Annotated in this window: 15 protein-coding genes; 10 read left to right on the top strand and 5 right to left on the bottom strand. The window is 71.1% G+C overall.

Annotated features, from left to right (window positions below; all coding sequences use genetic code 11):
* Positions 1-25: 25 nt before the first annotated feature.
* Both F6X53_RS01770 and F6X53_RS01765 read left to right on the top strand, forming a co-directional pair.
* A complete protein-coding gene (locus F6X53_RS01770; protein ID WP_425324674.1) occupies positions 26-1,300 on the top strand; it encodes a multidrug effflux MFS transporter in 1,275 nt (424 codons plus the stop codon).
* A gap of 79 nt (positions 1,301-1,379) precedes the next feature.
* Positions 1,380-1,898 (top strand): DoxX family protein, encoded by a 519-nt coding sequence (locus F6X53_RS01765; protein ID WP_150996558.1) that lies wholly within the window; start codon positions 1,380-1,382, stop codon positions 1,896-1,898.
* 34 nt (positions 1,899-1,932) lie between these two features.
* Here the strand turns inward: F6X53_RS01765 and F6X53_RS01760 are convergent, their stop codons facing one another.
* Complete coding sequence (locus F6X53_RS01760; RefSeq protein WP_150996556.1) at positions 1,933-3,354, bottom strand: MFS transporter; 1,422 nt, start codon at positions 3,352-3,354, stop codon at positions 1,933-1,935.
* Positions 3,355-3,623: 269 nt separating this feature from the next.
* On the opposite strand from F6X53_RS01760, the gene F6X53_RS01755 reads away from it, so the two are divergent.
* The 6 genes from F6X53_RS01755 to panE all read left to right on the top strand — a co-directional run bounded on the left by F6X53_RS01755 (position 3,624) and on the right by panE (position 8,409).
* A complete protein-coding gene (locus F6X53_RS01755; protein WP_150996554.1) occupies positions 3,624-4,508 on the top strand; it encodes a DUF3313 domain-containing protein in 885 nt (294 codons plus the stop codon).
* A 187-nt stretch (positions 4,509-4,695) separates the two neighbouring features.
* A complete protein-coding gene (guaB, locus tag F6X53_RS01750; RefSeq protein ID WP_150996552.1) occupies positions 4,696-6,189 on the top strand; it encodes an IMP dehydrogenase in 1,494 nt (497 codons plus the stop codon).
* 94 nt (positions 6,190-6,283) lie between these two features.
* Complete coding sequence (locus tag F6X53_RS01745; RefSeq protein ID WP_150996550.1) at positions 6,284-6,529, top strand: hypothetical protein; 246 nt, start codon at positions 6,284-6,286, stop codon at positions 6,527-6,529.
* On the top strand, positions 6,529-6,957 hold the full coding sequence (locus F6X53_RS01740; RefSeq protein WP_150996548.1) for a type II toxin-antitoxin system VapC family toxin: 429 nt from the start codon (positions 6,529-6,531) through the stop codon (positions 6,955-6,957). The genes F6X53_RS01745 and F6X53_RS01740 overlap by 1 nt, the downstream gene beginning before the upstream one ends.
* Positions 6,954-7,385, top strand: a complete 432-nt coding sequence (locus F6X53_RS01735) for an MAPEG family protein (RefSeq protein ID WP_150996546.1) — start codon at positions 6,954-6,956, stop codon at positions 7,383-7,385. Before F6X53_RS01740 ends, F6X53_RS01735 begins: the two co-directional genes overlap by 4 nt.
* A 73-nt stretch (positions 7,386-7,458) precedes the next feature.
* Positions 7,459-8,409, top strand: a complete 951-nt coding sequence (gene panE / locus F6X53_RS01730; protein ID WP_150996544.1) for a 2-dehydropantoate 2-reductase — start codon at positions 7,459-7,461, stop codon at positions 8,407-8,409.
* 14 nt (positions 8,410-8,423) lie between these two features.
* On the opposite strand, the gene F6X53_RS32060 is transcribed toward panE, so the two are convergent.
* The gene (locus tag F6X53_RS32060) at positions 8,424-8,600 is read right to left on the bottom strand and encodes a hypothetical protein (RefSeq protein WP_191970656.1); all 177 of its coding nucleotides are present in this window, start codon (positions 8,598-8,600) and stop codon (positions 8,424-8,426) included.
* Positions 8,601-8,748: 148 nt separating this feature from the next.
* Between F6X53_RS32060 and F6X53_RS01725 the strand changes: the two genes are divergently transcribed.
* Positions 8,749-10,050, top strand: a complete 1,302-nt coding sequence (locus F6X53_RS01725) for an RsmB/NOP family class I SAM-dependent RNA methyltransferase (RefSeq protein ID WP_150996541.1) — start codon at positions 8,749-8,751, stop codon at positions 10,048-10,050.
* Between the two features lie 75 nt (positions 10,051-10,125).
* On the opposite strand, the gene F6X53_RS01720 is transcribed toward F6X53_RS01725, so the two are convergent.
* Positions 10,126-10,356 carry a hypothetical protein gene (locus F6X53_RS01720; RefSeq protein ID WP_150996539.1) on the bottom strand — a complete coding sequence of 77 codons (231 nt, stop codon included), beginning with the start codon at positions 10,354-10,356 and terminating at the stop codon, positions 10,126-10,128.
* Positions 10,357-10,525: 169 nt separating this feature from the next.
* On the opposite strand from F6X53_RS01720, the gene guaA reads away from it, so the two are divergent.
* Positions 10,526-12,082 (top strand): glutamine-hydrolyzing GMP synthase, encoded by a 1,557-nt coding sequence (guaA, locus tag F6X53_RS01715; protein ID WP_150996537.1) that lies wholly within the window; start codon positions 10,526-10,528, stop codon positions 12,080-12,082.
* A 3-nt stretch (positions 12,083-12,085) separates the two neighbouring features.
* Here the strand turns inward: guaA and F6X53_RS01710 are convergent, their stop codons facing one another.
* Complete coding sequence (locus F6X53_RS01710; RefSeq protein WP_150996534.1) at positions 12,086-12,529, bottom strand: PIN domain-containing protein; 444 nt, start codon at positions 12,527-12,529, stop codon at positions 12,086-12,088.
* On the bottom strand, positions 12,526-12,828 hold the full coding sequence (locus tag F6X53_RS01705; protein WP_150996532.1) for a hypothetical protein: 303 nt from the start codon (positions 12,826-12,828) through the stop codon (positions 12,526-12,528). Before F6X53_RS01705 ends, F6X53_RS01710 begins: the two co-directional genes overlap by 4 nt.
* Positions 12,829-12,866: the final 38 nt, after the last annotated feature.

Below are 12,866 nucleotides of genomic sequence, written 5' to 3'. Positions count from 1 at the left end.
CGCGCCCATTCACCGAAGGCATTCCGTGACAGCACCGATCCGGCCCGGCTCGACCCTAGGCGCGTCCACCCGTGAGGTACCGGCCTGGACCAGGCCGGGCTTTGCCGAGTTCGTCGCCATCGTGGCCCTGATGATGGCGGTGACGGCGATCTCGATCGACAACCTGCTGCCGGCCTTCCCGGTGATCCAGGCCCGCTTCGGCATCGCGGACCCGAACAGCCTCCAGCTCCTCGTCTACGTCTACATGATCGGCTTCGGCTTCGCGCAGATCGTCTACGGGCCGGTCTCCGACCGCTTCGGCCGCCGCCCGGTCCTGCTCCTCAGCCTCTCGGTCTACGTGGCGGGCTGCTTCCTCGCCATGGTGGCGCCGTCCTTCGGCTGGCTGCTCGCCGCCCGCGTCGTCCAGGGGCTCGGGGCGGCGGGCGGGCGCGTCCTCTCCACCGCGATCGTCCGCGACCGCTTCGCGGGGCGCGAGATGGCGAGCGTCATGTCGCTGATCATGATGGTCTTCCTGATCGTGCCCATGATCGCGCCGGCCATCGGCGGCATGATGCTGGCGCTCGGCTCCTGGCACTACGTCTTCGTCTCGATGCTGGTCCTGGCCGGCATCCTGGTGGTCTGGTTCACGGCCCGGATGCCCGAGACCCTGCACCCGGATTATCGCCGGCCCCTCTCGCCCCGCGCGGTCGGGCAGGCGCTCGGCCTGACCCTGCGCACCCGCGTCGCCATCGGCTACGCCACCGCCCTCGGGCTGCTGACCGGCTGCATCATGGGCTATGTCGGCTCCGCCCAGCAGGTCTTCGACACGGGGCTCTACCATCTCGGCGCCCTGTTCCCGCTGGCCTTCGGGCTCGTCGCCGGCGCGATGGGCGTGGCGACGCTCGTCAATGCCCGCGTGGTGCGGCGGCTCGGCATGCGCGCGCTCTCGCATGCGGGGCTCTGCGCCTTCGTGCTCGTGGCGCTCTTGCAGGTCGGGATCGGGCTCGCCTATCAGGGCCACCCGCCGCTCGCCCTGTTCCTCACGGTGCTGGCCGCCAACCAGTTCCTGATCAGCTTCGCCATGCCGAACTTCAACGCCCTGGCGCTGCAGCCGCTGGGCGAGATCGCCGGCACGGCCTCGTCCTTCCTGGGGTTCTACACCACGATCCTGGGGGCCTTCTGCGGCTTCCTGATCGGGCATGCCTTCGACGGCACCACGCTGCCGATCGGCCTCGGCTATGCCGGCCTCGGCGGCCTCGCGCTCCTCGTGGTGGCCTGGACCGAGCGCGGGCGCCTGTTCCGCGGCGGCGTCTCCGGTTGAGAACGCCCCGCGCTTAACCCCGTCTTCAGGCCCGCTCGCGAGGGTGGTGGCGTTTCCCGCATGCCACCGGAGCCCAACCGTGATCGCCCGCGCCCAGGACGGATTGCTTCTCTCGTCGCGCCTGCTCCTCGCCGCCGCGCTCCTGCCCACCGGCATTGCCCGGGCGCTCAACGTCTCGGGCTTCGCCCTGACGCTCGCCGGCACCGGGCTCCCGGCGCCGAACGCCGTCGCGACCGCGGCCGTGATCGTGCAGGTGTTCGGGCCGCTCGCCCTCATCCTCGGGGTCCTGCCGCGCCTCACCGGGCTGGCCCTGGGGGCCTTCGCGGCCGTCACCGCGGTGCTTATCCACCCGTTCTGGCATTTTTCCGGCCCGGCGGCCGTGGCCGAGCGGACCCTGTTCCTCGCCGATCTCGGCCTCGCCGGGGGCTTCCTGCTCTACGCGCTCACCGGGCCGGGGGCCTGGAGCTGGCAGGGCTGGCGCGTGGACCGCGCCGCGCCGGCCCGCCAGCCGGCGAAACCCGCTGCCAAGGCCGGCGCGCGGTCCGGCGCGCCCGCGAAGCGCTCCGGCAGCCGCGCCCCCGCCCGCGCCGCGGCGTGAGCCGACGGGCTCGCCGCGCATCCGGCTGGCCCGCCTAGTTCCGGCCCGACGCCCCCGCCGGCGGCGCTGCGGCGAGGCGCTGGCCCGACACCTCCGCGCCCGCATCGGGCGCGAGGCGCAGGAAGGCCAGGACCGAGGCGCCCGAGATCAGCGCCACCGTCACGAAGGCCGGCGCGAAATCCGCGGCCGCGATGGCGCTGCGGCCGTGCCAGCCCGCCGCCGCTTCCAGCGCCAGCGCCCCGATCGTCACGCCGAGGCTGAGGGAGATCTGCTGCGCCACGCTGGCAAGGCTCGTGCCCGCGCTCATGTCGCGCGACTCGAGGTCGGCATACGCGATGGCGTTGACGCAGGTGAACTGGAGCGAGCGCAGGCAGCCGCCGAGGAAGAGCACCCCGACGATCAGCCCGTGCGGGGTCCCGGCCGTGAACAGCCCGTTCACGGCCAGGAATGCCGCCGCCAGCACGGCGTTCGTCACCATCACCCGGCGGAAGCCGAGCAGGCGCAGGATGCGCGGCCCGACGATCTTCACGAACATCGCCCCGGCCGCCGCCGCGAAGGTGATCAGGCCCGATTGCAGCGGGTCGAGTCCGAACCCGATCTGCAGCATCAGGGGCAGCAGGAACGGGATCGCGCCGGTGCCGATGCGGAACAGGCTGCCCCCGGTCACGGCGGCCCGGAAGGTCGGGTAGCGCAGCAGATCGAGGCGCAGGACCGGGTGGGCCACCGCGCGCGAGTGCCGGAAATAGGTGGCGAGCAGCACGGTGCCGCCCCCGAGGCAGCCCCAGGTGACCCAGGCCGGCAGCAGGTGGCGGCCGGTCGAGGCGAGGCCGAGCATCAGGGTCGCGAGGCCAAGCCCGAGGAGCAGGAAGCCGACGAGATCGAGGGGCGGGCGCTCGGGCTCCCGGATGTCGGCGATGTAGAGGCTCGCCAGGACGATGCCGACGAGGCCGATCGGGATGTTGATGAAGAAGATCCAGCGCCAGTCGAGCCAGGTGGTGATGAGGCCGCCGAGCGGCGGCCCCATGATCGGGCCGATGAGCGCCGGGATCGTCAGGTAGGCCAGCGCCGAGACGAGCTCGCCCTTGGGCACGCTGCGCAGGATAACGAGGCGGCCGACCGGCACCATCATGGCGCCGCCGACCCCCTGAAGGAACCGGGCGGCGACGAAGCCCGTCAGCCCCCCTGAGAAGGCGCAGGCGAGCGAGCCCGCCATGAACACCACGAGGGCCGCCCGGAAGATCGTGCGTGCCCCGTAGCGGTCGGCCATCCAGCCGCTGATCGGGATGAAGATCGCGAGGCTGACGAGGTAGGCCGTGAGCGCGAGCTTCAGGGCGATCGGGTCCTCGCCCAGGCTGCTGGCGATCGTCGGCAGGGCCGTGGCGATCACGGTGGAATCGGTGTTCTCCATGAACAGCGCGGTGGCGACGACGAGGGGGACGATCTGGGAGCTGCGCATCGGCCTCAACAAACCCTGACGCGGCGCTCGGTTGCATCGCGGCGTTCCGGCCCGGGGCGGGAGTCGTGTCCCCTCGGACACACGCAGCAACGATCGGCCGTGGCCAGGGCCGGATCCCTTCCCCGGCCGCGGCCTCACCCTTAAGCTTTCCGCAACGCCGCGGCCCGCCGCGCGCTCGGCATGCGTCGGGACGGCCGCCTTCCTGCGGCCGCGGCGCGGCCGGCGCACCCCGACCGCGTGCCCCATGTCCGCTGCGTGAAAGTGACAGGATGCGTCCTCGGCTGACCAAGACCCGCTCGCTGACCCGGCTCTCGGCCGGGCTCGCGCTCTGTCTGAGCGTGGCCGCCTGCGGCACCGTGCTTCTCAACCAGACCGGCTCTCTCACCCGCTACGACCGCCTCAAGACCAGCGACGAGGCCACCACCACGGCCCGCCTCTACGCCGACCAGACCGCGCTCGCGCGCACCCGCACCGTCCGCATCATCCCGACCGCCTTCCCGGAATCGATCTCGGGCCCCGCCATCACCGCCAAGCAGCGCAAGCTCGTGGCGAACGCCGCCGACCGGGCCCTCTGCTACGAGCTGTCGCTGCGCTACGACGTGGTCTCCGGGCGCGACGCCGACCTGACGGTCCGGGCGGCTGTGACCCGCGTCGAGCTCACTGGCCTGCCCGGCGCCGGCGCCACGATCGCGGCCTCCGGGGCGATCACCATCGCGTCGCAGCTCGGCGTCGGTTTCGCGGACGCGGTCGGGCGCATCCCGGTGCCGCGCGTTCCCATCGGTCTCGGCAGCCTCACGGTCGAGGCCGAGGCCCTCGACCGGCGCCACGAGCAGCGCGCCGCGATGATCTGGGGCGGGGCGGCGAATTCCTTCACCAGCCAGCCGCGCTTCTCGCCGATCAGCGACGCCTACGACCTCGCGGGCGAGTTCGGGCAGGATTTCGGCTTCTATCTCGCGACCGGGCAGGACCCCTTCAAGGCACCCCTGACGCTGCCGACCTACGACCGCCTGCGCATCACGGTGCTGGGCGAGGCGCCCCTCGATCCCGATTGCGAGGCCTTCGGTCGCGCGCCCGGCGTCGATGGCATCCTGGGCGATTACATCGGCCTGCCGCCGGAATTCGGCGACAAGGGCGCCTCGCCCCGCATCAACTGACGGCCGGGACCCGGCCGACCAGTTTATTCCCCGCGCGCGGCGCAGGGCGGACCTGCGGGGAAAACCTGTATGCAGGCCCGCGCAGCCGCTTTGCGCAGGCGTCCTCCGCGTGTTACTGGCCCGTGCCAACCCGCTCACGCGGCAAGCCCTTTTCGGGCCTGCAATCGCCCAGCAAGGAAGTTGGCACATGGCCCGCATCACGACGAATTCCATCATCGAAGGCCTGACCTTCGACGATGTCCTCCTGCGGCCCGCCGCCTCCTCGGTGATGCCGACCGAGGTCAATGTCGCGACCCGGCTGACCCGCTCGATCGCCCTGAACCTGCCGATCCTGGCGTCTGCCATGGACACGGTGACCGAGGCGCCGATGGCCATCGCCATGGCGCAGAACGGCGGCATGGGCGTCATCCACCGCAACCTCGAGCCGCCGGAGCAGGCCGAGCAGGTCCGCCTCGTCAAGAAATACGAGTCCGGGATGGTGCTGAACCCCATCACGATCCATCCGGACGAGACCCTGGCGGACGCCTTCGAGGTGATGAAGGCCAACCGGATCTCCGGGATCCCGGTGGTGGAGCGCGGGCCCAACGGCTCGCGCGGCAAGCTCGTGGGCATCCTGACGAACCGCGACGTGCGCTTCGCCACCAATTCCGGCCAGCCGGTCGCCGAGCTGATGACGCGCGACCGCCTCATCACCGTGCGCGAGGGCGTGACCCAGGACGAGGCCAAGCGCCTGCTCCACCAGTTCCGCATCGAGAAGCTGCTCGTCGTCGACGATCATTACCGCTGCATCGGCCTGATCACCGTCAAGGACATCGAGAAGCGCGTCGCCTACCCGCACGCCGTCAAGGACGAGCATGGGCGCCTGCGGGTCGCCGCCGCCACCACCACGGGTGATGGCGGCTTCGAGCGGGCCGAGCGCCTGATCGATGCGGGCTGCGACGTCATCGTGGTCGACACGGCCCACGGCCACTCCATCAAGGTGCTGGAGAGCGTCGCGCGGGTGAAGAAGCTCTCGAACGCCGTGCAGGTCATCGCCGGCAACGTCGCCACCCGCGAGGGTGCGCAGGCGCTGATCGATGCCGGCGCGGACGCCATCAAGGTCGGCATCGGCCCGGGCTCGATCTGCACCACCCGCATCGTGGCGGGCGTGGGCGTGCCCCAGCTCACCGCCCTGATCGAGGCGGTGGAGGCCGCCTACGACGCCAACGTGCCGGTCATCGCCGATGGCGGCATCAAGTATTCGGGCGACCTCGCCAAGGCGATCGCGGCCGGCGCCTCGGTGGCGATGCTCGGCTCGCTGCTCGCCGGCACCGACGAGGCGCCGGGCGAGGTGTTCCTCTACCAGGGCCGCTCCTACAAGAGCTACCGTGGCATGGGTTCCGTCGGCGCCATGGCGCGGGGCTCGGCGGACCGCTACTTCCAGGCCGAGGTCAACGACACCCACAAGCTCGTCCCCGAGGGCATCGAAGGGCAGGTGCCCTACAAGGGGCCCGTCGCGGCGGTGCTGCACCAACTCGCCGGGGGCCTGCGCGCCGCCATGGGCTATGTCGGCGCCGCCACGGTTCCGGAGTTCCAGGAGCGGGCGCAGTTCATCCGCATCACCAATGCGGGCCTGCGCGAGAGCCACGTCCACGACGTGACGATCACCCGCGAGAGCCCGAACTACCCGTCGCGGACCTGAGGCCGGTCGGACAGGGCGCCGCGGCTCGCCTTGGCCGCGGCGCACCCTTGGCATAGCATCGAACGCTTGGGGCGATGCCGATCTGGAGGGATCCGTGGGTGATCTGACCCTGCACGACACCGGCGGGATGCTGATGGCCATTCTGATGGAGCGGGCGTCGGAGACGGGCCGATCGCCTGAGGACGTGGCCAAGGAGGCCATGCTGCGGGGACTGATGTGGTCGCCCGCCGAGCGCGTCGCGCATGCGGACAGGATCCGGGCGGTCGCGCGTCCGCCGGGCGATGGGCAGCCTTTCGAGGACAGCACGATTCTGATCCGCCGTCTGCGTGACGGGGAGTGATGCTCATCGTCGATGCGAGCGTCATGGCGAAGTGGTTCTACCCCGAGGAGCATTCGGATCAGGCTCGAATGCTCCTGAGCCAGGACCGTCTCCTCGCGGCCCCTGCCCACGCGCCGGCCGAGTTGGGACAGGTTCTGGCGCGGCGTGCCCGGGAGACCCTGCTGCCGCTTTCCGCGATGGAAGACGCACTGACCGGGCTCGCACGAACCGTCGCGATGATCCCGCTCGCTGGCCTGCACCGGGACGCGGCACGTCTGGCGTTCGAGACGGGTGCCTCGTTCTACGATGCGCTGTATGTCGCGGCTGCCAAGCAGTGGAACGCGACTCTGGTCACGGCGGATCTGCGTCTCATCCGATCCTGTGCCGCGAGCCCCTGGGCTGGCAATTTCGTCGCGCTCGCGAACTGGGGCAAGCAAACTCAACCATGACCGTCCCGGCCATCCTCGCGCCCGTCTTCGTGCAGGTCTTCCTCACCTTCGGCCTGCTGATCGTCCTCGGGCGCCGGCGCTTTGCCGAAATCGGGGCCGGGCGGGTGCGAATCGGCCAGATCGCGCTCGGCGAGCGCAACTGGCCGCCGAAGGTGCAGGCGGCCGCCAACGCCTTCTCGAACCAGTTCGAGATCCCGATCCTGTTCTTCGCCCTGGTGCCGCTCGCGCTCGTGACTCGCAAGGCGGATCTTCTCTTCGTGGTGCTGGCCTGGATCTTCGTGGCGAGCCGCGCGGCGCACGCCACCGTCTACGTCACCTCGAACCATGTCCCGACCCGCTTCCGCCTCTACATGGCGGGCGTGGCCGTGCTCGGCATCATGTGGCTGATCTTCGCCATCCGTATTCTCCTCACGCCGCTGGCGGTCTGAGCCTCGCCGCGTTGCATCGCGGCGCCATCGCGCGCATGGAGGGCCCGTCCAGATTCGGGAGGGGGCGTTCGACATGCGGGTTCTCGTGGTGGGGGCGGGGGCGACCGGCGGATATTACGGCGCGCGCCTCGGGGAGGCCGGGCGCGACGTCACCTTCCTGGTACGGCCAGCCCGGGCGGAGGCGCTCGCGGCGAAGGGCCTCTCGGTGAAGAGCCCGCTCGGCGATGTGCATCTTCCGGCGCCCGCCACCGTCACGGCCGATGCCCTGGCGCAGGGCCAGGGCGGCGCCTTCGATCTCGTGCTCCTGTCCTGCAAGGCCTACGACCTCGACGCGGCCATCGCGGATTTCGCGCCGGCCGTCCAGGAGGGCACCCTGGTGCTGCCCGTCCTCAACGGGATGCGCCACCTCGACGCCCTCGATGCCCGGTTCGGGGCGGAGCGCGTGCTCGGGGGCTCCTGCTCCATCGTGGCGACGGTCGCGGCCGGCGGCGAGATCCGCCACATGAGCGCGTTCGCCACCCTGACCTATGGTGAGCGCGACGGCAGCCGCTCGCCCCGCGTCGAGGCGATCGAGGCGCTCGTGCGGGATGCGCGTTTTCAGCCGAAGCTGAGCAGCACGATCGTGCTGGAGATGTGGGAGAAGTGGGTTTTCCTGGCGACGCTCGCGGGCATCACCTGCCTGATGCGGGCCAGCATCGGCGACATCGTCGGGGCACCGGGCGGCCGCGCCGCCATCGAGGAGGTTTACGCCGAGTGCGTGGCGGTCGCGACCGCGGCGGGCTTCGCGCCGCGCGAGGCGGTGTCGGCCCAGGCCCGCGCGATGCTGACCCAGGAGGGCGCCCCGATCACCGCCTCGATGCTGCGCGACATCGAGGGGAAGGCCCGGATCGAGGCGGACCATGTCATCGGCGATCTGATCGCGCGGGGCGATGCCCACGCGCCGGACTCACCGCGTCCCGGCCTCGCGCGCGCCTACACCCATCTCAAGGCCTATGAGCGGCGGCGCGCCCGCGAGACGGCCTGAGCTGCCTCAACCCCTCAGTAGCGCTGGCCGGGCGGCGGCGCGGGCGGCGGGTTGCCGTATTCGAGCTGCGTCTTCGCATCGACCGGCCGGCGCAGCGGGGGCGTCAGGTCGGGAGCGGCCGGGGCCGTCGAGCAGGCGGCGACGCAGAGCGTCAGGAGACCCGCGAGGGTAAGATGGATGACGGGGGACATGTGGTCTCTCGAAGCCTTGAACGTTGACGGGGTTCGGGGATTGCCGTTCTGGAGACCGATCCCGCCGGAAGCTCGGCCGTAATGTGGCCCGCCTGCGCAGGAAGCGTGGCCGTATCGCGGCAGCGTTAATGGAATTCAGGAGAGTGATCTGACCCCCGCCGCCCGCTGCTCCGCCGCCATCGAGGTGTTGTCCGACATCGCCGAGCGCCGCCGTCCGGCCGCCGATGCCCTCAAGGATTGGGGCCTCGGCCACCGCTTCGCGGGCTCGGGTGACCGCGCCGCCATCGCGAGCCTCGTCTATGACGCCCTGCGCCGGCGCGCCTCCGCGGCCTGGATCATGGATTCCGACAGCCCGCGGGCGATCCTGATCGGCTCGCTGCGCCTGCAGCAGGGGCTGGCCGCCCCGACCATCGCGGCCCTGTTCACCGGCGACCGCTTCGCGCCGGCGCCCCTGAGCGCGGCCGAGCAGGCGCGCCTCGGCGAGGCAACCTTGAGCGATGCGCCTCCGGCGATCGCGGGCGACGCGCCGGACTGGGTGCTGCCCGCGCTTGCCGCGATCCTCGGCGAGGATCTGCTGCCGGAGCTGCGCGCCCTCGCGCGCCGCGCGCCCCTCGATATCCGCATCAACGCGCTGAAGCAGACTCGCGCCGACGCGCTCACGGCGCTCGGCCATCTGAACGCCGAGCCGACGCCGCACGCGCCCGACGGGCTGCGCATCCCGATCGGCGCCGACGGGCGCGGACCGGCGCTCCATGTCGAGCCCGAATTCCTCGACGGCTGGTACGAGATCCAGGACGAGGGCTCCCAGCTCGCGAGCCGCCTCAGCGGCGCCATACCCGGCGAGACCATCGTCGATCTCTGCGCGGGCGGCGGCGGCAAGACCCTGGCGCTCGCGGCCCTGACGGGCAATGCCGGGCGCCTGATCGCCACGGACGGCGATCCGCGCCGCCTCGCGCCGATCCACGAGCGCCTGCGCCGCGCCGGCGCGCGCGCCGAGGTGCGCACCCCGCGAGCCGGGCGCGCCCGCGTCGATGTTCTGACCGACCTCGATGGGAGTGTGGACCGCGTCGTGGTCGATGCGCCCTGCACCGGCACCGGGACCTGGCGGCGCAACCCCGATGCCAAGTGGCGCCTGCGGCCCGGGAGCCTGGCGACGCGGCTCTCGGAACAGGCGACCGTCCTCGACCGGGCGGCCGCTCTGGTGCGGCCGAAGGGCCGCATCGCCTACATCACCTGCTCCCTGCTCCCGGAGGAGAATGACGGGGCGATCGCGGGCCTGCTCGAGCGGACCGGCAAGGCCTTCGCGGTGATCCCGGCCGAGCGCGTCGTCGCGGAGATCAGCCCGGCGCTCGCGCCGGTGGTGCGCTTCACGCGGCACGGCCTGCAGATGAGCCCGGGCCTCACGGGCACGGACGGGTTCTACCTCGCCACGCTGGAGCGGCGCGGCTGACCCCGGACAGGAGAATGGCCCCGGAGCGGGGCCATTCTGGTCTTCGTGCAACCGCCCGGAATACGGGCGCGCGTCTTAGAAACAGCGGCGCTTGCGCACCACCACCACGCGGCCCATCGGCCCGCGGCGGCGCTCGACGACGGTCCGGCAGCGCGGACCGCGGACCACCCTGCGCGAGACCACCCGGGCCTGCGCGATGCCGCTCTCCGGTCCGACGAGCGATCCGCCCGCGACGGGCAGGGCCGAGGCCGGGGCGGCAAGGGCCGCGAACGCGACGGCGGCGAGTCCGAAAATAGCTGCTCTCATGGGAAAGCCTCCTGCTTGCGTGGACTGGGCGGACCGTGTCGCCCCGCTCCGGTGAACCTCCGGTTAACACCACCTCAGGCCGGCGCGTCCGCGATCCTGCCCGCGGATCCGGCCAGCCCCGCGGGCCTTGCGCGTTGCACGCGCGCGGGTGCTCGTCTAACTCCACCTCATGAATACCGACCACGACAAGATCCTCATCGTCGATTTCGGCAGCCAGGTGACGCAGCTCATCGCGCGGCGCGTGCGCGAGGAGGGCGTCTATTGCGAGATCGTGCCCTTCACCAAGGCCGCCGAGGCCTTCGCCGAGTCGCGGCCCAAGGGCGTGATCCTGTCGGGCGGCCCGGAATCGGTGACGACCGAGGCCTCGCCGCGCACGCCCCAGCTCGTGTTCGAATCCGGCGTCCCGGTTTTCGGCATCTGCTACGGCCAGCAGACCATGGCGGCCCAGCTCGGCGGCGAGGTCGAGGGAGGGCACCATGCCGAGTTCGGCCGGGCCGAGATCGAGATCCTGGCCGATTGCCCCCTGTTCAAGGGCGTCTGGCACGTGGGCGAGCATTACCCGGTCTGGATGAGCCACGGTGACCGGGTGACGAAGCTGCCGGACGGCTTCACCACCGTGGCGATCTCGAAGAACGCGCCCTTCGCGGCGGTGGCGGACGAATCGCGCAACTATTACGCGGTGCAGTTCCACCCGGAGGTGGCCCACACGCCCCACGGCGCGCTCCTGATCCGCAACTTCGTGCGCGACATCGCGGGCTGCTCCGGCGACTGGACCATGGGCGCCTACCGCGAGGAGGCGATCGCCAAGATCCAGGCCCAGGTTGGCCGGGAACGGGTGATCTGCGGGCTGTCCGGCGGCGTCGATTCGGCGGTCGCGGCGGTGCTGATCCACGAGGCCATCGGCGAGCAGCTCACCTGCGTCTTCGTCGATCACGGGCTGCTCCGCGCCGGCGAGGCCGAGGAGGTGGTGCGTCTGTTCCGCGACCACTACAACATCCCGCTCGTCCACGTGGAGGCGCAGGATCTGTTCCTCGGCGAGCTCGAGGGCGTCAGCGACCCCGAGCAGAAGCGCAAGACGATCGGGCGCCTGTTCATCGACGTGTTCGAGGCCGAGTCGAAGAAGATCGGCGGCGCCGCCTTCCTGGCGCAGGGCACCCTCTACCCGGACGTGATCGAGAGCGTGTCCTTCACGGGCGGCCCCTCGGTCACCATCAAGAGCCACCACAATGTCGGGGGGCTGCCCGAGCGCATGAACATGCAGCTCGTCGAGCCGCTGCGCGAGCTGTTCAAGGACGAGGTCCGGGTCCTCGGCCGGGAGCTCGGCCTGCCCGACGCCTTCGTGGGCCGCCATCCTTTCCCGGGCCCGGGCCTCGCCATCCGCTGCCCCGGCACGATCACGGGCGAGAAGCTCGACGCGCTCCGCAAGGCCGACGCGATCTATCTCGAGGAGATCCGCAAGGCCGGCCTCTACGACACCATCTGGCAGGCCTTCGCGGTCATCCTGCCGGTCAAGACCGTGGGCGTGATGGGGGACGGGCGCACCTACGACCATGTCTGCGCGCTCCGCGCCGTGACCTCCGTCGACGGCATGACGGCGGATTTCTACCCCTTCGACATGGCGTTCCTCGGCCGCGTCGCGACGCGCATCATCAACGAGGTGAAGGGCATCAACCGGGTCACCTACGACATCACCTCGAAGCCCCCCGGCACGATCGAGTGGGAGTGAGCCTCAGCGGCTCCGACCCATCCCGGCCCGAAGCGGATTGACGGGGGCGAAACCGGCGAAGTCGGATGCGTCGTCGGTCACCGCGACGCAGCCATGGGCGAGGGCGACTGCGGCGACGATCATGTCGAGGCTGCTGCGCGGCCGGCCTGAGGCTCGGCCCTCCGCCATCAACTCGGCCCATAACAATGCGGCGCTCGCATCAAACGGCAGAATTCGCCCGGCGAAGAGGGCCTGCGGACCTTCGGGACCGACGAACCACGCTTCGAGCGCGCGTCGCTTCCGCCCGGTGGGCATCTCGAGGATGCCTCGCCGAATCTCCGCGAGCGTCAGCGCGGCGATGAAGAGATCGTCGTCCCGCTGTGATCCGAGCCAGGCGAGAAGCGTAGGCGACGGGAGCGGCTTGATGACGTTACTGATGATGTTGGTGTCGAGGAGATAGCGCGTCACAGGTCGATCGAGCGGCCCTCGACCCGCAACCGGTCGAGGTCGATGTCGGAGCCGACCAGGGGCGATCGACGCAAGGCATCGAGGATACCGCCCGTTCGCGACGGCTCATTGGACAGGGTGCGGCTGACCGCATCTCGGATCTCGGTGGCCTCCGGTCCGTCCTCCGCGAGTCGGCGGGCCAGCATCCGCACGAGCGCGCGGTCCGCATCGAGACCGATCACCTCGAAGCGTGCCAGACCGCGCTCGCCCAGGCGTGCCCGGTACCGACGGATCGAACGTTTCTGCGCAGCGTCACGCATCGCCCGACCTCGATCGTACCTGATTATAGAATTGGGCC

The sequence above is a fragment of the Methylobacterium soli genome (genome assembly GCF_008806385.1).
GTDB lineage: Bacteria > Pseudomonadota > Alphaproteobacteria > Rhizobiales > Beijerinckiaceae > Methylobacterium > Methylobacterium soli.
The sequence above is the reverse complement of the archived record's forward strand: the minus strand, read 5'-3'. Positions and strand labels throughout refer to the sequence as shown.